This window comes from Gemmobacter sp. 24YEA27 (assembly GCF_030052995.1).
Lineage (GTDB): Bacteria > Pseudomonadota > Alphaproteobacteria > Rhodobacterales > Rhodobacteraceae > Pseudogemmobacter.
This window is the reverse complement of sequence record NZ_JASJPW010000001.1, coordinates 1,332,878-1,355,567: the sequence shown is the minus strand read 5'-3', so window position 1 is coordinate 1,355,567 and position 22,690 is coordinate 1,332,878. Positions and strand designations below refer to the sequence as shown.

The window sequence follows — 22,690 nt, the reverse complement described above, 5'->3', positions numbered from 1 at the left end:
CGCGCCACCGATCTCCGCCAGTGGTCGCAACGGCTCCCACCCGTTATTCCGGCTGGCGCAGTCCTCCGCCAGCCCCTATTCCTGTGCCCATTATGCAAAGCAGCAGACGCCAGATTTTTTTCGAACACGGCCCCGGGGAGCGCCCGGCGCTGTTTGATGACGCGTTGTCGGTGAAAACCGCACGCACCCCTGAGGAAGTCGAGACGGTATTGCGCGACGCCGAAGAGGCGCGCCGGGCCGGGGCATGGATTGCGGGTTATATCTCGTATGAGGCGGGATATGCGTTCGAGGACCGGCTTCTTCCGCTGATGCCCGGGGATCGCCGCCTGCCGCTGGTGCATCTCGCGACCTATACCGGCCCCTGTGACCCCGCACCGATTCTGGCGAGGATGGCGGAGGAAGCCGGGGCGACCCGTATTTCCGCGCCCGAGCCGGTGATCTCGCGCGAAGACTACAACCGTGCGATTGCCCGGGTGCTGGAGCTGATCGCGGCCGGCGATATCTACCAGGCCAATCTGACCTTTCCGTTGGTCTCGCGCCTGCTTTCGGGCACGCCCGAGGGGCTTTACGGCCGGCTGCGGCGCTCTGGCCCGGTCGGGCATGGCGCCTTTGTCGATCTGGCGGGCGAGCCGGCTCTGGTCTCGCGCAGCCCCGAACTGTTCTTCCGCCTTGAGGCCGATGGCCGGATCACCACCCGCCCGATGAAAGGCACCCGCCCCCGCGACGCCGACCCCGCCCGCGACGCGGGCCTGGCGCAAGAGCTGCGCTCAAGCCCAAGGACCGGGCCGAGAATCTGATGATCGTCGACCTGCTGAGGAATGATATCAGCCGGATCTCGCAGATCGGCAGCGTGAAAGTGCCCGAACTTTACGCCGTCGAACATTACGCGACCGTGCATCAGATGGTGTCCGAGGTGCAGGGCCAGCTTGCGCAGCCTGCCAGCCTGCCTGACCTGATCCGCGCCTTGTTCCCCTGCGGGTCGGTCACCGGCGCGCCGAAGATCCGCGCGATGGAGGTCATCCGCGAGGTCGAGCCTTTCGCGCGCGATGCCTATTGTGGCGCGATCGGCTGGATGGCCCCCGATGGCAGCGCCGATTTCTCGGTCGCTATCCGCACGCTGACGGTGGATGGCGGTGAAATCAGGATGAATGTCGGAGGCGGCGTGGTCTATGGCTCGACCGAGGCCGGCGAATGGGAGGAGGCGCTATGGAAAGCGCGCTTCGTCAATGCGGCGGTGAGCCGGGACTGACGCTGATCGAGACGGTGCTCTGGACCGGGCCACCGCGCCGCGCTGGCCGCTGCATCTGGCGCGGCTGCAGCGCAGCGCGCTGGCACTTGGCTGGGCGCGGCCGGAACCTGCGGCGCCTGCGGGGCCCGCGTCTTCTGCCCGGCTGCGGCTGACCCTGGATGCAACGGGGCGGCTGCTTTGGGAAACCCATCCCCTCCCCGCCGCGAAACCGCATTGGAGCGTCAGCCTCGCCGGACAACGGCTGGCTTCGGATGATCCCTGGCTTTCGGTAAAATCTTCGCACCGCGCTATTCATGATGCGGCCCGGGCGGCCTTGCCCGCCGGGATTGACGAGGCGCTGTTTCTGAACGAGCGCGGCGAGATCAGCGAGGGCACGATCACCACCGTATTTTTCGACCGTGGCGCCGGGCTGCGCACACCGCCGCTGAGCTCTGGCCTGCTGCCGGGTGTCCTGCGCAGTGAGCTGGCCTGCCCCGAAGAGATCCTGCGGCCCGAAGACCTGGGCATCGTCCGGCTTTGGGTCGGCAATGCGCTGCGGGGTCTGATTCCGGCAGAGTACCGCGCCAGGGCGTGACCGACCCGCGCCCCCGGGTGTCGCAGCCGGGCTACCCTCTTTAATGGGCCGCGCTTTTCCGGACCCTGGCCGCTCCCGGATCCGCTGCCGTCTGGCTCAATACGTCCTTCTGCTTACAGAGCCGGAGTTCATATCAACTTTTAATTGATTAAATCACGGCACGGTTGATTCACATATCGAAGCGATACAATCATGCGATGATCATCACTTCACTTCGAAAGAAGGGCCGGCCATCGTTGTTGCAGATCCAGCCCGAAAAATCACAACCATCAATTGAATTAAGTCGGTAAATTATCCGATATTTACAACCAAAGAGTCAGCAAAAATTATTAAATGACACAAAAAACAACCAGAGGAAAAAGACCTTAAACCGCATCAACCTGAGAAGGTACAAAATGTATAATTATATGATTTGTATACATATTTATTAATTACAAAAATCCCAAAGACAAAAATCGACATTATTGCGCCAAAATCATTACCGCATTTTCCCAAAATGGATCCAATCAGGCCAACATTAAAACAAATGTTGAATTCAGAAATGATACATCTTGCAAACAAAGGATCTCACCCGAAATGTCGACCAACATCACTGAACTGAAAAAAATCGCCGGCTTTATCGGCGCCTGCCTTGTTGACAGCGAAACCGGCCTGATGCTCGCAAGCGAGTCGAGCGGCATCAAATTCGACCTCGAAGCCGCCGGCGCTGCAAACACCGAAGTGGTGCGCGCAAAGAACGCTGCGATGGCCGCTCTGGGTCTTGATGATCATATCGAAGACATCCTGATCACGCTCGGCACCCAGCTGCACCTGATCCGCCCGCTGGCCTCGAACCCGAATGTCTTCGTTTATGTTGCGCTGGATCGCAGCAATGCGAACCTAGGTCTCGCCCGCATCTCCGTGAAAAACGTCGAAGGCAAGCTGAAGGTCTGATACGGCCCTGGCATTTGGGCATCTTCGGTCTTCGGGCGCCTTCCGGGACGCCAGAAGACCGGGCTGTGCCGGGGCGGTAAATGCCTGCAAGCCCCGAAGGGGACCGGACAGAGTGCGTTCCAGGACGTTCAAAGCCAAGACTTGGCCCTCAGACCGCCATAACCCAGCCACCATTAAGGATATCTGTCCGGCTGTGACGTAAAGCAATCGGACAGGGGTAACGAGTAGTGCGGCCAGAACGGCCCGACAGGGCCAGTATCCCCCCTTTGTCCCGGCGCGCGGCCGGGCAGCGGACTGTCAGCTGTGGCGAGATGTTTGCCCGGTGCTGGCCGTTTTTCCAGTCAGCGTGGCCGGAATCCCGGCCGGAAGGAGGCCGTCGTGAAAATCGCTCCGCAACTGCGGCAGGAGCTCGCCTTTTTGCGCGACGGGCTCGACAGGGCCGACCACCTGGTCGATCCGAAAACCAGGTCGAATTTTGCCCCCTTGCGCAACCGGCTGGAGGACTGGACCGCCCGCATCGCAGTGATCGGTCAGGTCAAGGCCGGGAAATCCACCTTCCTCAATGCCTTTTTGCAGCAGCATGATTTCCTGCCCTCGGATATCAATCCCTGGACATCGGTGGTCACCAATATCCGCGTCAATATCGCCTCGGATCCTGCCTCGGGCGCGCGTTTCGAATTCTTCGACGAAGCCGACTGGCAGGAGATCACCGACAGCGGCTCTGCCATCCGCCAGCTGACCGAAGACCTGTTGCCGGGCTTTGACAGCGACGTGCTGCGCCGCCAGAGCGAAGAGATGCGCGAACGCGCGCAGCGCCGGCTCGTGCGCCATTACCATGCGCTGCTTGGCAGCAGACATGACCATGACTACCTTTCGGCCGGTCTGCTGAAGCGCTATGTCTGCGCCGGCCCGGGAAGCGATGACGGGCTCGACCGCGAAGCGCTTGGCCGTTATGCCGCACTCACAAAAAGCGCCAGTGTTTACATGAGCTTGCCGGAATTCCAGGTGCCGGCCATCATCACCGACACCCCCGGGGTAAATGACCCGTTCCTTCTGCGTGACGAGCTGACCTGCCGCAGCCTCGACAAATCCGATGTCTTTATCATGGTGCTTTCGGCGCATCAGCCGCTGACCGATGTCGACGTCGCGCTGATCCGGATCCTGGCGCGCCAGGACGACAAGGATGTGGTGATCTTCATAAATCGCATCGACGAGCTTGACGATTACAGCGCCCAGGTGCCGCGCGTCATCGCCGATGTCGAATGCCGGCTGCGCGCCGCGATCCCGGAAATCGACTTTCGTATCGTTGCGGGATCTGCCTGGCTTGCCGATCTGGCGCTGCGCGAAGACGAAGGGGCCGATCAACTCCGCGAGGCCGCCGACAGTGACGAGCTTGCGCAGTATATCCGCGAAACCTGCGGCCGCCTGCCGCGCGACCGCAAAGACCGGCTGATGCTCGCCTCGGGGCTGAACCGGCTGAAAGACACGCTCTCGGCCACGCTTGACAGCGGTGTGGGCAGCCAGCAGCTCAACCAGTTGCGCGGTGATATCAGGGCCGAGCTGAATGCGGCCCGGTTCATCGACAACCGCGAACGCGACGCTTTGCGGGTGCAGATGGAAAGCCTGCGCAGCGATATCGCCAGAACTGCGGCCCGTGATGTGGGGTCTGAAATCTCAGGCATCCGCGATCTGCGCAACCGGCTTGAGGGCCTCGTCGACGCGGCGGATACGCAGATCGAACAGGTGGTGTCGAAATCCTGGACCGGGCTTGAGGCGCGGCTCATGGATGCGATCGGCGATTTTGTCGACCGCCAGAAAAACGCGTTCGAGGACCGGCTTTTCGGCGATGCTCAGTCAGGCGATGCCAGTACAACGCTCGATTTCGACCTGCTGCCGCTTCAGTCGGCGCTCGAGGCCGAAACGCGCCAATGCTATATAGGCTCGCGCAGCGGAACGGACGCCGCGCTGCAAAGCTGTATCCAGGCCTGCCGCCATGCGATTGGTTCGAAATTCCAGGACAGGACATCCGGGGATCCGACCGCCGAGATAACGCTGGAGGGACTGCCCTGCTACAGTTTCACCTCGACCCTGACCTTCGCGAAACGCAACCTGCGCGTCGGCATGATCGTTGACCGCAGCTGGGCCTTCTGGCGCAAGCCCTCGCTGAATGTCGACAAATCGCTGGGCGCTTTGCGCATGCTGACCACCGAAGAGCTGCGGCCTTCGGTCGAGAAAATTCTCGCGGCCTATAATGAGGCGCAGCTGGAGCGCGCCAGTGTGGGCATGTCGCGGATCCGTGTGATGCTCAGGATGTTCGATGCAATCCTGTCGGAAAACGCGAACCGGCTGCAACAGGACAAGACAGATATGGAACGCATTGCGCTTAACCCCGAAGCCCGGAAGGCCGTCTTGCGGCGCCTGCAAACCAAAATGGAGGCGCTGGAGCACCGTCTGACCGCGCTTGCCGCGCTGGAAACCGGGCTGAAGCTTCCCGAACCTGGGGCTGCCGCATGAAAATGACAGATCTGACCGCCCTTTTGCAGGAAAAACGCGCAGGTGCTGACACTGGTTCACCCTTGCGCGTGGTGATCTGCGGCGAAGTCAGTGCCGGAAAATCCACCGTGATGAATGCGCTGATGCGCGACCAGCTGCTGCCGGACAATATCGGGCAGAGCGCGCGCCCGGTGCTGGTCGCCGGCTGGCGCGAGATCCCCGGGATAGAGGCCTCCGGGCGGGATGGTCGCGAGATCCGCGCCGCCCTCCCCGGCACGAAAGAGCTGTTTCATGAGGCCGAATTTGTCCGTCTCTGGCTCGATCAGCCGCATCTGTCGGGATTTGAGCTGATCGAATTGCCGATGACCAGGGCCGAAGAGCTGACCGGCGATCAGATCGACCTCGTGCAATCGGCCGATGTGATGATCTGGGTCACCATCGGCTCGCAGGCCTGGCGGCTGACGGAAAAGGCGATTGTCGAAGCCCTGGGCGGGCCCAGGCCCGATCGCTCCATCCTGATCGTGTCGCGCGGCGACAAGCTGCGATCGGATAAGGATCGTGGCCGGCTGATGGAGCGGATGGAGCGTGAGACCGCAGCCCTTTTCGGGCATCGCTTCTTCCTCTTTGGCGACCGCCGCAAAATCGCGGCATCTGCCGGGTCAGAAGCGGAATGGCAGGAAACCGGCGGCGCGCCCCTTGCGGCGCTGCTGCGTGGCTTCGCCGGCCAGCCTGGCCGCACTATCTATGACCGGGAGCCACGCGAGAGGCCGGTGGAACCCCGGGCCGCCCCCGATTTTGAAGCCAGGTTCACGGCGGAAGCCGAAGAAGACCCGCCTCTCGTCGCGGAAGTTGCGAAAGTGGCTGAAACGATCCTTTCCGACGCCGGGTCAGATACGGAGGTCCCGACCCCTGAAAGCGCGGTTTCCGACACGGTTGCCGAAAGCGTTTCCGAGCCCGTCGCAGCGGTGGAACACCTGCCCGTCACGGCCACCGGGGCTAAAGTCGGGGTCGAGGCCGATGTTGCGGTTAGGCCAGACCCCGAACCGGTTGCACCCATTGCGAAAAAAGCCAAGCCAGTCCAGCCCGGGATCTTGCAGGCGGGCCTGCAGCATGAAGATGGCGCGGCCCATACCCTGCTTGCAGGCGATGCGGAAACCCTGGCACTGCTTGCCGATTTCTGCCGCGTGATGCTGACGCAGCTGCAAGATGAGCGGCTGACGGCAGAGGGTGGTCCGGTCAGCTTTTTCAGCCTCTCGACCGCAAAACGGCGGCTGCTGATCCAGGTGCAGAACGGCGCCGGCGCGGTCTTTATGCTCGCAGATGCGACGGTGATGAACCAGGGTATGGCGCAGATGGCGATCAGCCAGCTTGGCGGCGACAGGCGGGTGACCGGCTGAGCCGCGCCACCGGGCGGGAAGCCTCAGCGCGCACCGGCAGCCCGATGCAGGATATCAAGGAAGGCCGGGCCGAATCGCTCGGCCTTTTGCTGTCCCATGCCCTGAACCCGCTCCAGCTCGGTCAGGCTTGACGGGCGGCGTTCGGCAATCTGGCGCAAGGTGGTCGCATTGCAGGAAAGATGTTTGCCGATCCCGTCCTCGCCCCGCGCGAGCCGCAGCTGCGCCTCGGCCAGAAGGTCATAGACCGCGCCCGCCGCCTGCCCCGCCAGCGCCATCCGCGCCGGATGCGGCGCCTGCATCCCCGACGCGATCACCTGGAGGAATGCCAGCCCGTAGCTTTCCAGCTTTTTCGCACCAACCCCGGAAATCTGCGCCATCTGATCCAGGGTTTCGGGCCGTTTCTCGGCCATCTCGATCAGGGTGCGGTCGGCGAAAATCACATAGGCCGGGACCCCCGCCGCCTCGGCCAGCGCCCGGCGTTTGGCCTTCAGCGCCGAAAGGATCGGCGCGTCTTCCTCAGCCACCAGCGCCTTGACCACCGATTTCGGCGCGCGGATATCGGGGCGGCGAAGCTGGATGTCCACCTCGCCGCGCAAGACCGGGCGGGCGGCATCGGTCATTCTCAGCGCGCCGTGGCGTTCAAAATCCGGCCGCAGAAGATCGCGCCCCATCATCTGCAGAAAAACCGATCCCCAGGCGGCTTTCGAAAGCTCGCGCCCGACCCGAAGGTCGGCAGATCCTGATGCCCGCGCGCGCGCACCTTTTCGGTCGATGTGCCGGTGAGAATGTCGATCAGATGGCCCGCACCATAGCTTTCGCCGGTCCTGAGCACGGCGGAAAGCGCCTTGCGGACAGGTTCTGTGCCATCAAACACCGCCGGCGGCGTGGCGCAGAGATCACAATTGCCGCAAGGCCCGCTTGCCTCGCCGAAATAGGCCAGCAGCACCTGACGGCGGCAGGCCAGCGCCTCGGCCAGACCCAGAAGCGCGTTGAGGCGGCCATGATCGGCGGCCTTACGCTCGGGCGGCGCTGCGCCCTCGTCGATCTGAGTGCGGCGGTAGCGGATATCGTCGGCACCATAAAGCGTCAGCGCCTCGGCGGGTGCGCCATCACGACCGGCACGGCCGATCTCCTGGTAATAGGATTCGATGGATTTCGGCAGATCGGCATGGGCGACCCAGCGGATATCGGGCTTGTCGATCCCCATCCCGAAGGCCACCGTCGCCACCACGATCAGCCCGTCATCGCGCTGGAACCGGGTCTCGACATGGCGGCGCTCGCCCGCCTCCATGCCGCCATGGTAATGCAAGGCAGAATGGCCCGCCTCGCGCAAAGCCTGGGCCAGCGTCTCGGTCTTGGCGCGGGTGCCGCAATAAACAATGCCGGACTGACCACGCCGCGCGGCCGCATAGCGCAGGATCTGTTCGCGCGGCGTGTCTTTGGCCGCGAAGGAGAGGTGGATATTCGGGCGGTCAAAGCCGCGCAGAAACGTCTCGGGCTGCGCGCCATCAAACAGGCGCTGCACGATTTCGGCGCGGGTTTCCTCATCCGCGGTGGCGGTGAAGGCGGCAAGCGGCACGTTCAGCGCGCGCCTGAGTTCCCCGATGCGCAGATAATCAGGGCGGAAATCATGGCCCACTGGCTGACGCAATGCGCCTCATCGACCGCGATCAGCGTCACATTGATCCGGCGGAGCAGCGCCGAAGTCGCCCCCGCCGCCAGGCGTTCCGGCGCCATGTAAAGAAGCTTCAGCCGCCCCTCATCCAGCGCCTGAAAGACCTCTTCGGTTTCCTCATCGGTATTGCCGGAGGTCAGCGCGCCCGCCTCGACCCCCGCCTCGCGCAGGCCCCGGACCTGGTCGCGCATCAGGGCGATCAGCGGCGATATCACCACCGTCACACCGTCGCGGCACAGAGCAGGCAGCTGGAAACACAGCGATTTCCCGCCACCCGTCGGCATGATCGCCAGCGTGTTCAGCCCGGCCGTCACCGCCTCTACAATCTCGGCCTGGCCGGGGCGGAAGCCCTGAAAGCCGAATATCTCCGCCAGCAGCGCGGCGGGAGAGAGAGGGACGCTGTCGCGCATCACATGAAGGCGTATTGGTTGTTGAGAAGGATCATCCGAAGCCCGATGATCACGAGCAGGACCACCAGCGGCGCGAAATCAATGCCCTGCATCGATGGCAGAATGCTGCGGACGCGGTTGTAAACCGGCTCGAGCAGGCGGTTCAGGCTGTACCAGATCTGGGCCACCAGCGGCTGGCGGATATTCAGCACCTGGAAATTGATCAGCCAGCTGAGAATGACATGGGCGAGCACCACAAATTGCGCCACACCGAGGAGAAGCATCAGGATATCGAAAACGGACTTCATCTTTTCCTCATCATGCCAGCTTTGGAACAGGTAGCGCGAGCCGGGTCTCAGGGCAAGCCAAAGCAGGCTGACGCCAGTCTGTCATGCGCCCGCTCTGTCTGGCGCATGATCTGCCGTGCCCCAGGTCTGCCGTCCTGCAGGTCTGTCTCTCCCCAATGGTGACAGGGCAGCGGTGAAGCCCCGGTTAACGGATGCAGCCGGAGCGTTGCTGCGCGCGTGGAAACATCCTTGTTCTCAGGTTCGGATCCCCCCCGCGGCGCGCACGATCACGCGCAGTTCAGAGCCGGGCGCCATACAGAGAACACGATGTACCCCTGGATGGGCATGGCCCTCGTGATCGCCAGAGCACGGCGGCAGCCGGAACTTGCGCCCTTTGACACCCATCTCTGCCTGCCCCGGGATATCGCCCCCTGGCCTGAGCTGAACCATGGCCGAAGCGCCTGGCTTGCCGACCTGATGCCCGCCGTTTCCCGCCTGAATCACGGCCTGGTCACACGCCGATGTCACCCGCCCCTGGCCGCCGATGCAGGCCTGAGCGCTTGCGCCCGGGGCCGTTTCGCGATTCACTGATGACCGAAACAGAGGGCGTGCAAATGGTCAGTGCAAAGAAACGGATCTGGGGCTGGTATTTCTTTGACTGGGCCAGCCAGCCCTATAGCACGCTCCTGCTGACCTTCATCTTCGGCCCCTATTTCGCCGAGGTCGCACGCGGCTATTACATGGGCACCGGTCTCGACGAAGAGGCCGCCAAAGCCGCCGCCCAGAGCTTCTGGGGCTGGGGCATCGCCGCAACCTCGATCATCATCGCGCTTCTGGCGCCGATCCTTGGCGCCATTGCCGATTCCACCGGGCGGCGGCTGATCTGGGTCTGGATCTTCTCGTCCTTCTACGTGATCGGCGCCTGGGCGCTGTGGTGGGTCGCACCTGGCGGAGAGATCGGCATCCTGTGGTGGGCGGTCGTGTTCTTCGGCATGGGCTTTATCGGGATGGAATTCGCCACCATCTTCACCAATGCGCTGATGCCGTCTTTGTCTGATCACGAGGATCTCGGCGCGATCTCGGGCTATGGCTTTGCCTTTGGCTATCTGGGCGGGCTGATCGCACTGGTCCTGATGCTGGGCCTGTTCATCGCCGCACCCCAGGACGAAGGCGGCGAATATGCCGGCGCAATCGGCGAAGCCGGCCAGCCACTGGTCGAGGATGACAGCCTCGCCGGGCCGGAACTCAGCGCAATCGAAACGGCCGAGGCCGGGCCGCGCACCTATCTTGGCATCCGGCCGATCCTCGGCGAAGACAGCGAAACGATGATCGGCACCCGCATCGTCGGCCCCTTCACCGCCATCTGGTTCATGGTCTTCATGGTTCCCTTCTTCCTTTGGGTCAAAGAACCGAAAACCGTCAGCCGGCCACTGCAACTGGGCCGCGCGCTGACTGAGCTGAAGGATCTGATTGCCTCGCTGCGGTTCCGCCGCAGCCTGAGCGCCTATCTCGGCTCCTCACTTTTGTACCGCGACGCGCTGAACGCGCTTTATGCCTTTGGCGGGGTCTATGCCTCGGGCGTTCTGGGCTGGAGCGTCGGGCAGATCGGCATTTTCGGCATCGTCGGCGCGGTGGCTGCTGTGGCCTGTTCCTGGGCAGGCGGCCGCGCCGACCGCGCTTTCGGGCCCAAGCCGGTGATCGCAGTGGCGGTTCTGGTGCTGACGCTGGTTTGCCTTGTGCTGCTGGGCCTGACCCGCGACCAGATCTGGGGCATCGCGCTGGATTCCGCATCCAATGAATCCGACCGGATCTTCATGATCTGCGGCGCGCTGATCGGCGGCGCGGGCGGCGTGGTCCAGGCGGCATCGCGCACCATGATGCTGCGCCACACCACCCCCGACCGCGCCACCGAAGCCTTCGGCCTCTTCGCGCTTTCCGGCAAGGTCGCGAGCTTCATCGCCCCCTCGGCCATCGCGCTGGTCAGCATGATCTCGGGCTCGCAACGTATCGGGATCGGCCTGCCGCTGATCGCGCTTTTCCTGCTCGGGCTGGTGCTGCTGGCCTTCGTCAATGCCAAAGGTGAACAGCCATGATGAAACTGCGTGCCCTCCCTCTGCTCGCGGCGCTTTGTGCAGGTCTGATCGCGCCGCTTCCGGCAGCCTCGCAGCAGCTGGCCAAGGATCTGCTCGGCGCCTGGAAGACGCCCTCGCAACAAGATCCGATGCCGATCGGATCCTATGCGAAAGGCTGCGCGGCGGGGCTGTTGAAAATGCCGGAAAACGGCCCGCACTGGCAGTCGATGCGCCTGTCCAGAAACCGCAACTGGGGCCAGCCGGTGATGGTCGAATTCCTGATGGACCTGTCCTATGCCGCAAGCCAGATCGGCTGGGGCAAAGGTCTCTATATCGGCGATATCAGCCAGCCGAGGGGCGGCCCGATGATCACAGGGCATGCCAGCCATCAGATCGGGCTGGATGCGGATATCTGGTGGCTCGCGCCAAAACGCCTCGACCTATCGGTGGCAGAGCGCGAGAGCCTCTCGTCGATCCCGATGCGTTCGGCCGATCAGAAATCGGTCACCCGCGCCTGGGGGCCGACAGCGCAGAACCTGCTGAAGGTCGCGGCGTCAGACCCGCGCGTGGACCGGATCTTTGTTGCCGCCGCGATCAAACTGGAAATCTGCAAGACCGCGAAGAAGTCCGACACCGCCTGGCTGCAAAAGCTGCGCCCGGTGGCGGGACATGACACCCATTTCCACGTGCGGCTGAAATGTCCGGCGGGCGCCACCGCCTGCGAGACCCAGACGCCCACGGTGGCCGACCTCTCCAAAGGCGGCAATGGCTGTGACGAGACACTGAACTGGTGGGTCACCGACTATCTGAACCCGCCAAAGCAGCAACCTGGCAAGAAGGACCCGGACGAAGAAGATCCGCCGAAGAAAAAACACCCGCGCCAGTTCACCATGGCCGACCTGCCACGCCAGTGCCAGGCCGTGCTCGACTCGAACTGAAGCAACAGATGTTCCCGGAGCCGCATACGGCCCCGGGAAGGCCTCCGGCGGGGATATTTAAGGACAGATGAAAAGCAGCCCTTCTTTCATCTGTCTCTAAATATCCCGGGGGACTCCGAAGGGGGCGGGGGGCAGCGCCCCCCGATGCCCGCGCAGCAGGCATCCGCGCGATTGACGGCCAGGCGGGACAGGCGTAATGAGCGCCGTCCCCCGCGCAGGTGGGGGCCAAGTCTCCGCTACCTTGTCAAAACGGAAAACAAATCCATGACCCGCCTTCTGCCTGGCATTCTTGCCATGGCCGCCATCGTGCTGGCCTCGAACATCCTCGTGCAGTTTCCCTTTGGGGATTTCCTGACCTGGGGTGCCTTTACCTACCCCTTCGCCTTCCTTGTCGGAGATCTGGTCAACCGCTTTCAGGGACCGCGCGCCGCACGGATCGTGGTGCTGGCAGGGTTCCTGACCGGGCTTATCTGTTCCCTGATCGGCACACAGATCATGGGTGTGTCCGGCCCCCTGGTCACGCTGCGCGTCGCCATCGGCTCGGCACTGGCCTATCTGGTCGCGCAGATGACCGATGTCTCTATCTTTACCGCGCTCCGCAACCGTCCCTGGTGGCAGGCGCCGCTGATCTCGTCGCTGATCTCGTCCAGCATCGACACCGTGATCTTTTTCTCCATCGCCTTCTCCGCCCTCTTCACCTTCCTCGAGCCAGGCGTCGATGTCTCCTGGGCCGCCGCACCCGGGCCGCTCTTGGGCTTTGGACCGGCTGCTCCGTTCTGGGTCTCTCTCGCGATTGGGGACTGGTGCGTAAAAATTGCGCTTGCCCTGGTCGCACTGGTGCCTTTCCGCATCATAATCGGCAAAGTGACCGCTAGATTTGCGTAAATTTACTTGATCGATACCAAATCTGTGCCAGCATCACCCTATCGGAAACTTTTCGAAAGGAGGTGATCCAGTGTCTAGAGTGATATTGGAGAGAGGTGTCAAGACAGTCAGGAGGGGTGTTTTCTGAGGGCAGCCCCTCAGTAAGACGAACGACTGATTGGGCCTTCAATTCCTAACTGGCCCATCTCCTTGGAACTCGGAAAGGGTCGCCGATCAGGCGGCCCTTTCTCTGCTTTGCGCCCCATTTTCCCATGTTATATGTCACCGAAACCATCTCTCTCGCCGACTGGGAGCTCTCGGAGAGCTTCATGCGCGCCTCCGGTCCCGGCGGGCAGAATGTCAACAAGGTCTCGACCGCGGTAGAGCTGCGATTCGAGGCCGAACGCTCGCCGCATCTGACAGGCCCGGTCAAAACCAGGCTGAAACGCCTCGCCGGGCGGAAATGGACGCTGGAAGGCGCGCTGGTCATTCAGGTTGATGAGACCCGCAGCCAGGCCCGCAATCGCGAGATCGCCCGCGAGCGGCTAATTGAACTGATCCGCCAGGCGCTGGTCGTCCCGAAGCGCCGCATTGCGACCAAAGCCACCTGGGGCAGCCAGCAGCGCAGGCTCGCGTCAAAATCCGCGCGCGGTGAGGTCAAATCGATGCGGGGCAAGGTGGGCGACGATGACTGACAGCCACACTGATACAGATAGAGCGACGATGATCCGTCCGGCCGAGGCCTCAGACGAAGCCGCCATTCTTGCCTGTGCCGAACAGGCCTATTCCAGATATATCCCGCTGATCGGGCGCAGGCCGGCGCCAATGCTGGCGGATTACTGCGGTCAGATCGCTGCCGGTCATGTCTGGATCGCAGAAGATGGCAGTGATCTCCTGGGCTTCATCGTCTTTGCACCGCAAGGGGATGTGATGCTGCTGGAAAATGTCGCGGTGCTGCCCGCGGCCGCCGGGCGCGGCATCGGCAAGGCGCTGATCGGCTGTTGCGAGGCAGAGGCGCGGCGCCTGGGGCTCCGGGCCATTTCTCTCTATACAAATGAGAAAATGGTCGAAAATATCGCGATTTACCCGAAGCTTGGCTATGTCGAGACGCGACGGGGCGAAGAAGACGGCTTCCGCAGGGTCTGGTTCGAAAAGCCGCTCTGACCGCGTGACGGGCGCGCATATCCTGGTGCGATCACGGGCCTCTGCGGGAAATGCACCTTGCCCTGTTTCCGGCCCGGCGAATCAGAGGCCGGAGCTGCGGCAGACCACCGGGCCATATGCGACGTGAGATCAGTTTACCCGCTATCGCCGCGCGCTCCGCGTCACGCCCGCTCGCGCAGCCAGAGGTAAAGCGGCAGCGACAGTGACAGACCGACGAAGATGCTCGCGGGCAGCACCAGCCACCAGTGCCGGATCCTGTTGCGCGCAGCATCCCGCCAGGACCAGACCCAGAAGACGAGGATCGACAAAAGCACGTCGATGGAAAAACCCGCTGCGGCCCCGTTCGCGAAAAGCGATTGCAGGAAGAGCGGGATATCGAGGCCGTTCAGGGCAAAGAACGAGCCGAAGAACAGCCAGGGCACCAGCGTGCCGATAATAGCCATCGCCAGATAGAAATGTCTGACCGTCACAGTAATACTCCCGCTCCGCCCCTGCTCCCGGGGATGCGCCAGATCAGACCAGCACCTCTTGCGCCTGCTGGTCGCCAACCGCGAAGACGCGCTTGTAGCGCGCGATTTCCGCCGCCGGCCCCATTGCCTTGTTCGGGTTGTCGGACAGTTTCACCGTCGGGCGGCCATTGGCCGAGATCGCCTTGCAGACAAGGCTGAACGGCGCCAGCGCGTCATTCGGCACAAAGCCGCGGAAGTCATTGGTCAGATTGGTGCCCCAGCCGAAGGAGACCTTCACCCGGCCCTGGAATTGAATATGCAGCTTTTCGATCATCGCCACATCCAGCCCGTCCGAGAAGATCACCAGCTTTTCGCGCGGGTCTTCGCCGCGCTCTTTCCACCAGCGGATCGCCCGCTCTGCCGCCGCTGCCGGATCGCCGCTGTCAATCCGGATGCCGGTCCAGCCCGCCAGCCAGTCAGGCGCGCGTTTCAGAAAGCCCTCGGTCCCGAATGTGTCGGGCAGGATCATCCTGAGATTGCCGTCATGTTCGTCATGCCAGTCGGCCAGAACCTGATAGGGCGCCTGGGCGAGTTCGGCATCATCCTTAGCCAGTGCCGCATAGACCATCGGCAGCTCATGCGCGTTGGTGCCGATCGCCTCGATATCGCGCTTCATCGCGATCAGGCAATTCGAGGTGCCGGTAAAGGCCTCTCCCAGCCCCTCCTGCAGCGCCTGGACGCACCAGTCCTGCCAGAGATAGCTGTGCCGCCGGCGTGTGCCGAAATCGGCCATTTTCAGCCCCGGGATCGCCCGGAGCCGTTCGACCTTTTCCCAAAGCCGGGTCATGGCGCGCGCATAAAGCACCTGGAGCTCGAATTTGTGCATATCCTTCAGCACAGCCCGCGAGCGCAGCTCCATGATCACTGCCAGCGCCGGGATCTCCCAGAGCATGACCTCGGGCCATTTGCCCTCAAAGGTCAGCTCATACTGGCCGTCGCGCTTTTCCAGGTAATAGGGCGGCAGTTTCAGCCCCTCGAACCATTCCATGAAATCGGGGCGGAACATCTGGCGCTTGCCGTAAAAGGTATTGCCGCGCAGCCAGGTGCTTTCTCCGCGCCTGAGGCTCAGCGAACGCACATGATCCAGCTGCTCGCGCAGCTCGCCCTCGTCGATCAGATCGGCAAGGCGCACAGACTTCGTGCGGTTGATCAGCGAGAAGGTGACATTCGTATCCGGGCGGTTCCGGTAAATCGACTGGCACATCAACAACTTGTAGAAATCGGTGTCCAGCAGAGACCGGACAATCGGGTCGATCTTCCAGTTGTGATTGTGCACGCGCGTTGCGATATCGACCATGTCTCAGCCTCCTCCAGGCAGTGAAGCGGTTAAAGCAACCCCCCGCGTCACTGTCCAGCACCCTGACCAGCATTCCTGTCAGGAAATATCAGCGCGGATCGACCATCACGACGCCCGCATCGGCCATTTGCGCCCGCGCCTCTTCCAGCGAGCCATCCAGATCAATCGCGCGGCTGAGATCCTCGCGCAATTCGACCCGGAACCCAAGCCGCACTGCATCCAGCGCCGAATAGGCCACGCAATAATCGGTGGCGAGGCCTGCCAGCACCAAAGTCGTGATCCCGCGCGCGCGGAGCCAGGCCTCTAGTCCGGTCGCGGTTTCCCGGTCATTCTCGAAAAAGGCCGAATAGCTGTCGATCCCGGCGCGAAACCCCTTTCTGAGGATCAGCTGCGCCGGGTCGGTCGCCAGATCCGGGTGAAACTCCGCCCCCTCTGACCCGATCACACAATGGCGCGGCCAGAGCACCTGCGGCCCGTAGGGCATCTCCGTCACCGTAAACGGCGCAGCCCCGGGATGATTGTCGGCGAAAGAGCTGTGATCCGCCGGATGCCAGTCCTGGGTCAGCACCACGCAGCCAAAGTCCGGCATCAGCGCATTGATCCCGGCGATGATCTCATGACCGCCTTCGACCGCCAATGTGCCGCCGGGGCAGAAGTCATTCTGAACATCAATGACGATCAGCGCCGCATCGGTTTCGCGCATCTCAGGCCCTCCGAATTTTGGTCACCCTCACGCGGGCGGGCGCCTGCGTCAACCAATCCGCTTGATTTCACGCCCCCGGAGGTCCATTTCGCGCCTATGATCACCATCGCAGCCCTCTATCACTTTACCAGATTCCCCGACCCTGCCGCCCTGCGCCAGCCGCTGCTGGATCTTTGCGCGCGCGAAGGCGTGAAAGGATCGCTTTTGCTTGCGACCGAAGGCGTGAACGGCACCATCGCCGGCCCACGTGCGGGCATCGACGCCGTGCTGGCGCATCTGCGCGCCCTGCCCGGCTGCGCGGATCTCGACTGGAAAGAAGCGCAGTCGGACGAGATGCCCTTCGGCCGCATGAAGGTGAAACTGAAGCGCGAAATCGTCACCATGGGCATCGAAGGCGTCGATCCACGCGCCTCGGTCGGCCATTACCTCTCGCCCGCCGAATGGAACGAGATGATCACCGCCCCCGATGTCGCGGTGATTGACACCCGCAATGATTACGAGGTGGGCATCGGCACATTCCAGGGCGCCATCGACCCCGGCACAAAAAGCTTCCGCGACTTCCCCGCCTGGTGGGAGGCCAATCGCGAACGCTTTCACAACAAGCGGATCGCGATGTTCTGCACCGGCGGCATCCGCTGCGAGAAATCCACCAATTACCTGATCTCGCAAGGCGTTGAGGATGTCTTCCACCTCAAGGGCGGCATCCTGAAATATCTCGAAGATGTGCCGGAAGAACAGTCGCTCTGGAACGGCGAATGCTACGTCTTTGATGGCCGCGTCTCGGTCGGCCATGGCCTTGTCCCCGGCGATTACCTCAGCTGCGGCGCCTGCCGCCGCCCGATCTCAGCCGCAGATCGCCGGCACCCTTCCTATGAAGAAGGCGTCTGCTGCCCGGCCTGCGTATCGGAATACACTCCCGATGATCGCGCCCGTTTCCGCGAGCGCGAAAAACAGATGCGCCTGGCAAAGGCCCGCGGCGAAAGGCATCTGGGCGCCAACCCGTCCGACGCCTGATCCTGCCCCCTTTCGGGTCCGGACACAGAAAAAGGGGCGCGTTGCGCCCCTTTCCTTTTGCCTGAAACACGCCTGCCGGAGACCGCCGCGCCCGAAAGGGCGGGCGGTCTTTGGCAGGTTGTCCTTAATAGACCACGACCGCCCGGATCGACTTGCCCTCATGCATCAGATCGAAACCATGGTTGATCTCTTCCAGCTTCAGCTGATGGGTGATCATCGGATCGATCTCGATCTTGCCATCCATGTACCAGTCGACGAATTTCGGCACATCCCGGCGGCCTTTCGCGCCGCCGAATGCGGTGCCTTTCCAGACCCGCCCCGTCACCAGCTGGAACGGACGGGTCGAGATCTCGGCCCCCGCCGGCGCCACGCCGATGATCACCGACACACCCCAGCCGCGATGCGAGCATTCCAGCGCGTCGCGCATCACTTTGACATTGCCGGTCGCATCGAACGAATAATCAACACCGCCGAGATGATCCGCGCCGCGCTTCGTCAGATTGACGATCTCCTGCACCACCGAACCTTCGATTTTTGACGGATTCACGAAATGCGTCATGCCGAATTTGCGCGCCATTTCCTCTTTATCGTCATTCAGATCGACGCCGATGATCATATCGGCCCCGGCCATTCTGAGGCCCTGGATCACGTTCAGCCCGATACCGCCAAGGCCAAACACCGCTGCGGTCGAGCCGATCTCGACGCCTGCGGTATTGATCACCGCGCCGATACCGGTGGTCACGCCGCAGCCGATATAGCAGATCTTGTCGAACGGCGCGTCATCGCGGACCTTGGCCAGCGCGATCTCCGGCATCACCGTATGGTTCGCAAAGGTAGAGCAGCCCATATAGTGGTAAACCGGCGTGCCATCGAGCAGCGAAAACCGCGTGGTGCCATCGGGCATCAGCCCCTGGCCCTGGGTATTGCGGATCGCGGTGCAGAGATTGGTCTTGCCCGAGAGGCAGGAATAGCATTCCCGGCATTCCGGCGTGTAAAGCGGGATCACATGATCGCCGGGCTTCAGCGTCGTCACGCCCTCGCCGACCTCGATCACGATCCCGGCCCCCTCATGCCCGAGGATACAGGGGAAGATCCCCTCCGGATCCGCGCCCGAACGGGTGAATTCATCGGTATGGCAAAGCCCCGTCGCCTTGATCTCCACCAGAACCTCGCCCCGTTTCGGGCCTTCAAGGTTCACTTCCATGATTTCAAGCGGTTTGCCTGCAGCAAGAGCGACGGCGGCACGGGTACGCATGGCTGATGTTTCTCCCTTAACAATCGCGCGTAACCTGGGGCAGACGGGCGCGGAAAGCAACGCAGGAAGAGACATGTTTTCTATGGTTTCCCGCTTTGCCGCGGCCTCTCTGTTGCGCGGGGCCAGCCTGGAGTGAATACGGGCCAGAGAGCTGCCGCCTCGCAAGGGATCGGCGCGAAAAATGGCCTGCCTTCAGGGATCATCCCGCCAGGCATCCCGCCGCGCGGCATCGTCGGTCACGGCGATGGCAAGCCTCAGCGGATCACTGCGTATGTCGTCGATCAGGGGATCATAACCCGGGCGGAATGTGATTAAATCCACCGACACTGCCGGGAGGAAGATGATGCGAAGCCGCGCCTTTGGATTTGGACTGATGCTGTTTGCGGGCTTTGGCCTTGCGGGCTGTGCCGGAAGCGGCGGAGGCGGCCCGGCCCCGCGCAAGGTCGCTGATCCGGCGCTTTGCGGCGCGGATCGCATGGCGCATCTGACCGGCGGCCCGGCAACCTCGCTGCCTGGAGACGAGGTGGACGGCCCGCTGCGTCTGATCCGCCCCGGCGATATGGTCACCGAAGATTTCAACCCTGCGCGCCTGAATGTCGCGCTGGATGCGCAGGATCACATCACCAGCCTCACCTGCGGCTGACACCAGTCCCGGTTCGCCGGACAGAAGGAGGAAAGCAATGCCCCTGTTACGTCTGACTCTGCTGCCGCTTTGCGCGGGACTTGCCCTCGGCGCCTGCGTCCCTGCGCCCCCGGCGGATACCACGCCGAGCCTGCCCGCGCCTGCCGATGACACTTGCGGCGCCCGCGCCGCCGGCCATCTGATCGGTCAGGATAAGGCCATGCTCGCGAGCCTTGCGGGGCGCCGCGATCCGATGCGGGTGATTTCGCCGGGCCAGGCGGTGACGATGGATTACAACCAGGCGCGGCTGAATGTCCAACTGGACGCGGCAGGAAAGATCACCAGCATGAACTGCGCCTGACCCGGCGCCTCAACAGGAAGCTGAAAACCCCTGCCTCGAGGGGCGGCGACCGGATCGCTGTGCAGCGACGTCGCCCCCGGGGAGCGAATCCCGGCACGGCATCCGCTGCGCAAGATCCGGTCCCGGCACCAGCTCAGCGCGCAGACGGTTGCAACCTGCTGTTTCGCCGTTTCGCTGGTTCGTGCGCCCTGGGATCGACGACGCTGTCCTGGTCCCGACCCGTGCTCACGAAAAAACCGTGACCGGGTGCTGACCACGGAAATGTCCCGTCGGGTCATGACTGTCCCCTCAGGCGCACAGTCCCCCGGAATGTCTGCTGATCATCCCCGGCCTGGCGCATCGTGATGCAGAACCGCTGCTGTCAGACGATCGCTTCCCGGTCTATGGTACCCTGGTGACGTGCCGGGCATCCATCAAGCGCTTCCAGCCGAAGGACAGCGTGACCTCCGACGGAGGCGTTGATCCAGGCGATCCGCCAGAAACCCGCGCGCCGCCCATATCCTCCCCCACCCCACATGCCGCAAGCGCAATGCCGAAGTCGATTTGCGCAGCGAGAAACGCTCCTCCGGCGCGCGCCATGCTTCGACGACCGGTCCGGAGACCCGGGTCGTCCGGGCCGATCTGACCCGGGCGGCAGACCGCGGCTCTGACAGTGCCGAATGGGTCGCCGAGGCTGCGCCAGATGCGGGTCACACCGCAAATCGCCGCACGCTCGCCAGGAATTCCCGTCGCACCGCCATCGACGGCAGACCTGACCGTCAGGCCGGCTATACCAAGGCCCGGCGGCATCGTGCCCTGCTCAAGGCAAACAGGCCCGCACACCAGATTTTTTCAGCGTTCTGTTAAACCAGAAAAGCCGCTCCAGCGCGATGCGGCGCGGCTTTTTTCAGGGCAAGAGGCTAAAACGGATTATTCGCGAAAGACCGAATGACAGGCTTTGCAGCTGGCACCGATCGAGGCCATACCTGTCTTGATAGTCTCGGCCGAGCTGGTGTCCAGCGCTCCGGCCGCCTGCCCGAAACCGGCGGATTTTGTGGTGAAATCCTCCCAGCTGGTCCAGATCGCAGGGAGGGCCTCTGAGACCGGGTCCTCTGCGCCTGCGGTTGCGAAAACCGTGTCGATCCGGCCTGCGGCGGCGATCAGGACGGTTTTGGCGGCGTCGGCGGCAGCGGCATCATAGGGCGCTTTGCCGCTGGCCATCTCGCCCAGGATCTTCGAGTTAGTGCCGATCTCTTTCATCAGCTTTGCGCGTTCAATGGCTTCGGGCTGGCTCGGTTCGGCAGCAAAGGCGGCGGTTGCAAGCAGGATTGAGGCGAAAAGCGCGGCGGTGACGGGTCTCATGGTCTGGCTCCGGTGCTGGACATGGATGGGTGGAGTTAAGCATGTGACCGGGCACGGCGATAGCGGGGTGATCGAGGCATGCTTCACAGCAGCGTGAACATGCCTGCGGACGCGCGGGCGGACGCGGGGCGGCACCGGAATGATTGCCAACGCCGCCACCCGTGCGGTCGCGGCGATGGGCCGGGATGGCTGTTTCCATAACCGCCTCCCCGCCCCCCCTGCCTGCTGGCGCCAAGACCGCGGGGGGAGGCGACATACCAAAGGGATGAGGCCGCCGCGCAAGGTGCTGCGGCGGGCGCGGGTAGGGCAAGGGATGTCGAGGAACGAAGGCCAGGATTGCGCGGCACGCGCGCCCGGAGCAGATCTTCTGAATATCGGTGACAGGTAGCGCGGGGCGCGGTGGGTCTGCGCCGCCGTGACGCTGGCGGAGACTGAAGTGGTGATCCGCTCCATCGGGGTGGTGCCGCGCGATCCTGGCCTTCGTGCCGGGATGAGCTTGCATGTGCTGCGCGACGCTGATCGGCTGGCGGGGAGTGAAGTCCGGCGCTCGTATTGCGATGTCAGGGGCCAGGAGTGCCGGGTTTGATGTGGTGAGATGTCTTGTGGGGACGCAATACCTGGCCAGTACGGGCCCGGGCGCCGCGCGGCGGGATTGCGGGCGGCCCGTTCAGCTGGCAGGACCCGTATATAATCTGATCGGGGGCGCGACCGGGGCCGCCGGGCCGGTTGCGAAACGCGCCGTTGATCAGCGCGCCATTGTTCAGGCGGTGAGGCTGGCGATCACGCTTTCACGCACCGCAAAGGGAGGAAAAGGGTTGGGGGGCGGCCCGGACGCCACCCCCCTGTCTGCTGCGTATCTGCCGCGTTACTGCGCGGGCAGCTGTACGATGCCTGCATCAACTGCGGCCTGCAATTCCTCCGGCGAGACCGCGCCATTGGCATCGGTATCGATGGCAGCGAAGCCCTCTGCGGTCAGATCTGGCCACACCGATTGCAGCTCGGCATGCGACCAGTCACCGCTGGCATCCAGGTCCTCGATCATCGGCAGGGCGGTCTGAGCGACTGCTGCGCCTGCGAAAAGGCCAAGCGACATTGCGAAGAGAGCCATGCGTTTCATCGGGCGTTTCATCGGGTCATCCTTTCGGTGTTTCCGTTTCAGTCTGACGGGGCGCGGCATTACCGGCCCCGACCTCCAATCTGGGCAGGATCGCGGCAGGGTAAAGAGCCGCCGCCAACCGGCGGGGATCGCCCGCTGAAACCGTCCCTGCACGCGGATTTTCTCCGCCTGGAGCGGCTTTGCGCCCTTTTCCCGCCAGGGCCGGCCCGCGCTTTGCGCAAGGCCCTGCCTGTCGGATGGGCACAGACAAACCGCCCATCCGGACCAGGGTCGCCGTTTCCGTGCCTTCAACGATCCCTGCAAATTCCCCGGATAGGTCGCGTCTCTGCCCCGATCCCGCCCGAATTGGGGGGCAAAGAGAGCGAAGGCCCAGGATCTGGAGGGTCTTTCCCGGGCAAAGATGCGCTGACTGCGCAGCCCGGACCTCCGGGCACTA

23 protein-coding genes and 1 pseudogene are annotated in these 22,690 nt (G+C 63.2%); 15 read left to right on the top strand and 9 right to left on the bottom strand.

Features of this window, described 5'->3' with window-relative positions:
* The first annotated feature begins 92 nt into the window (after window positions 1-92).
* From QNO18_RS25645 to QNO18_RS06760, 6 genes are all read left to right on the top strand, one after another.
* Complete coding sequence (locus QNO18_RS25645; protein WP_349293844.1) at window positions 93-797, top strand: chorismate-binding protein; 705 nt, start codon at window positions 93-95, stop codon at window positions 795-797.
* Window positions 797-1,249, top strand: coding sequence for a chorismate-binding protein (locus QNO18_RS25640; RefSeq protein WP_349293843.1), 453 nt, complete (start codon window positions 797-799; stop codon window positions 1,247-1,249). The genes QNO18_RS25645 and QNO18_RS25640 overlap by 1 nt, the downstream gene beginning before the upstream one ends.
* 19 nt (window positions 1,250-1,268) lie before the next feature.
* Window positions 1,269-1,823 carry an aminotransferase class IV gene (locus QNO18_RS06775; protein ID WP_349293883.1) on the top strand — a complete coding sequence of 185 codons (555 nt, stop codon included), beginning with the start codon at window positions 1,269-1,271 and terminating at the stop codon, window positions 1,821-1,823.
* Between the two features lie 576 nt (window positions 1,824-2,399).
* Entirely contained in the window at window positions 2,400-2,756 is a 357-nt protein-coding gene (locus tag QNO18_RS06770; RefSeq protein ID WP_283177065.1) for a roadblock/LC7 domain-containing protein, read from the top strand.
* Between the two features lie 378 nt (window positions 2,757-3,134).
* The gene (locus tag QNO18_RS06765) at window positions 3,135-5,270 is read left to right on the top strand and encodes a dynamin family protein (RefSeq protein ID WP_283177064.1); all 2,136 of its coding nucleotides are present in this window, start codon (window positions 3,135-3,137) and stop codon (window positions 5,268-5,270) included.
* Window positions 5,267-6,646, top strand: a complete 1,380-nt coding sequence (locus tag QNO18_RS06760) for a dynamin family protein (RefSeq protein ID WP_283177063.1) — start codon at window positions 5,267-5,269, stop codon at window positions 6,644-6,646. Before QNO18_RS06765 ends, QNO18_RS06760 begins: the two co-directional genes overlap by 4 nt.
* A 23-nt stretch (window positions 6,647-6,669) precedes the next feature.
* On the opposite strand, the pseudogene recQ reads toward QNO18_RS06760, so the two are convergent.
* Window positions 6,670-8,731, bottom strand: a pseudogene (gene recQ / locus QNO18_RS06755) (DNA helicase RecQ).
* Window positions 8,731-9,018, bottom strand: coding sequence for a YggT family protein (locus QNO18_RS06750; RefSeq protein WP_092895560.1), 288 nt, complete (start codon window positions 9,016-9,018; stop codon window positions 8,731-8,733). Before QNO18_RS06750 ends, recQ begins: the two are co-directional and overlap by 1 nt.
* A 569-nt stretch (window positions 9,019-9,587) precedes the next feature.
* On the opposite strand from QNO18_RS06750, the gene QNO18_RS06745 reads away from it, so the two are divergent.
* From QNO18_RS06745 to QNO18_RS06725, 5 genes are all read left to right on the top strand, one after another.
* Window positions 9,588-11,090, top strand: a complete 1,503-nt coding sequence (locus tag QNO18_RS06745) for an MFS transporter (protein ID WP_349293842.1) — start codon at window positions 9,588-9,590, stop codon at window positions 11,088-11,090.
* The gene (mepA, locus tag QNO18_RS06740) at window positions 11,090-12,007 is read left to right on the top strand and encodes a penicillin-insensitive murein endopeptidase (protein WP_283177061.1); all 918 of its coding nucleotides are present in this window, start codon (window positions 11,090-11,092) and stop codon (window positions 12,005-12,007) included. Before QNO18_RS06745 ends, mepA begins: the two co-directional genes overlap by 1 nt.
* 264 nt (window positions 12,008-12,271) lie before the next feature.
* Window positions 12,272-12,892 (top strand): queuosine precursor transporter, encoded by a 621-nt coding sequence (locus tag QNO18_RS06735; protein WP_283177060.1) that lies wholly within the window; start codon window positions 12,272-12,274, stop codon window positions 12,890-12,892.
* Window positions 12,893-13,143: 251 nt separating this feature from the next.
* Window positions 13,144-13,566, top strand: coding sequence for an alternative ribosome rescue aminoacyl-tRNA hydrolase ArfB (arfB, locus tag QNO18_RS06730; RefSeq protein WP_283177059.1), 423 nt, complete (start codon window positions 13,144-13,146; stop codon window positions 13,564-13,566).
* The gene (locus QNO18_RS06725) at window positions 13,559-14,035 is read left to right on the top strand and encodes a GNAT family N-acetyltransferase (RefSeq protein ID WP_283177058.1); all 477 of its coding nucleotides are present in this window, start codon (window positions 13,559-13,561) and stop codon (window positions 14,033-14,035) included. The genes arfB and QNO18_RS06725 overlap by 8 nt, the downstream gene beginning before the upstream one ends.
* 161 nt (window positions 14,036-14,196) lie before the next feature.
* Here the strand turns inward: QNO18_RS06725 and QNO18_RS06720 are convergent, their stop codons facing one another.
* The 3 genes from QNO18_RS06720 to pncA all read right to left on the bottom strand — a co-directional run bounded on the left by QNO18_RS06720 (window position 14,197) and on the right by pncA (window position 16,544).
* Window positions 14,197-14,505: a DUF2834 domain-containing protein gene (locus QNO18_RS06720; protein WP_283177057.1), complete on the bottom strand. Its 309-nt coding sequence runs from the start codon at window positions 14,503-14,505 to the stop codon at window positions 14,197-14,199.
* A gap of 43 nt (window positions 14,506-14,548) precedes the next feature.
* Entirely contained in the window at window positions 14,549-15,841 is a 1,293-nt protein-coding gene (gene pncB / locus QNO18_RS06715) for a nicotinate phosphoribosyltransferase (protein WP_283177056.1), read from the bottom strand.
* An 88-nt stretch (window positions 15,842-15,929) separates the two neighbouring features.
* Complete coding sequence (gene pncA / locus QNO18_RS06710) at window positions 15,930-16,544, bottom strand: bifunctional nicotinamidase/pyrazinamidase (protein WP_283177055.1); 615 nt, start codon at window positions 16,542-16,544, stop codon at window positions 15,930-15,932.
* 96 nt (window positions 16,545-16,640) lie between these two features.
* Here pncA and QNO18_RS06705 point away from each other — a divergent pair, with 96 nt between their 5' ends.
* A complete protein-coding gene (locus QNO18_RS06705; RefSeq protein WP_283177054.1) occupies window positions 16,641-17,558 on the top strand; it encodes a rhodanese-related sulfurtransferase in 918 nt (305 codons plus the stop codon).
* Between the two features lie 124 nt (window positions 17,559-17,682).
* Here the strand turns inward: QNO18_RS06705 and QNO18_RS06700 are convergent, their stop codons facing one another.
* Both QNO18_RS06700 and QNO18_RS06695 read right to left on the bottom strand, forming a co-directional pair.
* Window positions 17,683-18,813, bottom strand: a complete 1,131-nt coding sequence (locus QNO18_RS06700; RefSeq protein WP_092895544.1) for an S-(hydroxymethyl)glutathione dehydrogenase/class III alcohol dehydrogenase — start codon at window positions 18,811-18,813, stop codon at window positions 17,683-17,685.
* A gap of 192 nt (window positions 18,814-19,005) precedes the next feature.
* Window positions 19,006-19,134, bottom strand: coding sequence for a hypothetical protein (locus QNO18_RS06695; protein ID WP_283177053.1), 129 nt, complete (start codon window positions 19,132-19,134; stop codon window positions 19,006-19,008).
* A gap of 22 nt (window positions 19,135-19,156) precedes the next feature.
* Here QNO18_RS06695 and QNO18_RS06690 point away from each other — a divergent pair, with 22 nt between their 5' ends.
* On the top strand, window positions 19,157-19,456 hold the full coding sequence (locus QNO18_RS06690) for an I78 family peptidase inhibitor (protein WP_283177052.1): 300 nt from the start codon (window positions 19,157-19,159) through the stop codon (window positions 19,454-19,456).
* 37 nt (window positions 19,457-19,493) lie between these two features.
* Window positions 19,494-19,796 carry an I78 family peptidase inhibitor gene (locus QNO18_RS06685; RefSeq protein WP_283177051.1) on the top strand — a complete coding sequence of 101 codons (303 nt, stop codon included), beginning with the start codon at window positions 19,494-19,496 and terminating at the stop codon, window positions 19,794-19,796.
* A gap of 909 nt (window positions 19,797-20,705) precedes the next feature.
* Here the strand turns inward: QNO18_RS06685 and QNO18_RS06680 are convergent.
* On the bottom strand, window positions 20,706-21,137 hold the full coding sequence (locus tag QNO18_RS06680; protein ID WP_283177050.1) for a cytochrome c: 432 nt from the start codon (window positions 21,135-21,137) through the stop codon (window positions 20,706-20,708).
* A 439-nt stretch (window positions 21,138-21,576) separates the two neighbouring features.
* On the opposite strand from QNO18_RS06680, the gene QNO18_RS06675 reads away from it, so the two are divergent.
* Window positions 21,577-21,723, top strand: coding sequence for a hypothetical protein (locus QNO18_RS06675; RefSeq protein WP_283177049.1), 147 nt, complete (start codon window positions 21,577-21,579; stop codon window positions 21,721-21,723).
* 279 nt (window positions 21,724-22,002) lie between these two features.
* Here the strand turns inward: QNO18_RS06675 and QNO18_RS06670 are convergent, their stop codons facing one another.
* Complete coding sequence (locus QNO18_RS06670; protein ID WP_283177048.1) at window positions 22,003-22,266, bottom strand: EF-hand domain-containing protein; 264 nt, start codon at window positions 22,264-22,266, stop codon at window positions 22,003-22,005.
* Window positions 22,267-22,690: the final 424 nt, after the last annotated feature.

Excerpts from the sequence above, each read along its gene's own strand:
- arfB (WP_283177059.1), top strand. The coding sequence starts at position 13,144 with ATGTTATATGTCACCGAAACCATCTCTCTCGCCGACTGGGAGCTCTCG.
- QNO18_RS06670 (WP_283177048.1), bottom strand. The coding sequence starts at position 22,266 with ATGAAACGCCCGATGAAACGCATGGCTCTCTTCGCAATGTCGCTTGGC.
- QNO18_RS25640 (WP_349293843.1), top strand. The coding sequence starts at position 797 with ATGATCGTCGACCTGCTGAGGAATGATATCAGCCGGATCTCGCAGATC.
- QNO18_RS06750 (WP_092895560.1), bottom strand. The coding sequence starts at position 9,018 with ATGAAGTCCGTTTTCGATATCCTGATGCTTCTCCTCGGTGTGGCGCAA.
- QNO18_RS06725 (WP_283177058.1), top strand. The coding sequence starts at position 13,559 with ATGACTGACAGCCACACTGATACAGATAGAGCGACGATGATCCGTCCG.
- QNO18_RS06735 (WP_283177060.1), top strand. The coding sequence starts at position 12,272 with ATGACCCGCCTTCTGCCTGGCATTCTTGCCATGGCCGCCATCGTGCTG.
- QNO18_RS06705 (WP_283177054.1), top strand. The coding sequence starts at position 16,641 with ATGATCACCATCGCAGCCCTCTATCACTTTACCAGATTCCCCGACCCT.
- QNO18_RS06685 (WP_283177051.1), top strand. The coding sequence starts at position 19,494 with ATGCCCCTGTTACGTCTGACTCTGCTGCCGCTTTGCGCGGGACTTGCC.
- pncB (WP_283177056.1), bottom strand. The coding sequence starts at position 15,841 with ATGGTCGATATCGCAACGCGCGTGCACAATCACAACTGGAAGATCGAC.
- mepA (WP_283177061.1), top strand. The coding sequence starts at position 11,090 with ATGAAACTGCGTGCCCTCCCTCTGCTCGCGGCGCTTTGTGCAGGTCTG.
- QNO18_RS06760 (WP_283177063.1), top strand. The coding sequence starts at position 5,267 with ATGAAAATGACAGATCTGACCGCCCTTTTGCAGGAAAAACGCGCAGGT.
- QNO18_RS06745 (WP_349293842.1), top strand. The coding sequence starts at position 9,588 with ATGACCGAAACAGAGGGCGTGCAAATGGTCAGTGCAAAGAAACGGATC.
- QNO18_RS06690 (WP_283177052.1), top strand. The coding sequence starts at position 19,157 with ATGCGAAGCCGCGCCTTTGGATTTGGACTGATGCTGTTTGCGGGCTTT.
- QNO18_RS06770 (WP_283177065.1), top strand. The coding sequence starts at position 2,400 with ATGTCGACCAACATCACTGAACTGAAAAAAATCGCCGGCTTTATCGGC.
- QNO18_RS06700 (WP_092895544.1), bottom strand. The coding sequence starts at position 18,813 with ATGCGTACCCGTGCCGCCGTCGCTCTTGCTGCAGGCAAACCGCTTGAA.
- pncA (WP_283177055.1), bottom strand. The coding sequence starts at position 16,544 with ATGCGCGAAACCGATGCGGCGCTGATCGTCATTGATGTTCAGAATGAC.
- QNO18_RS25645 (WP_349293844.1), top strand. The coding sequence starts at position 93 with ATGCAAAGCAGCAGACGCCAGATTTTTTTCGAACACGGCCCCGGGGAG.
- QNO18_RS06680 (WP_283177050.1), bottom strand. The coding sequence starts at position 21,137 with ATGAGACCCGTCACCGCCGCGCTTTTCGCCTCAATCCTGCTTGCAACC.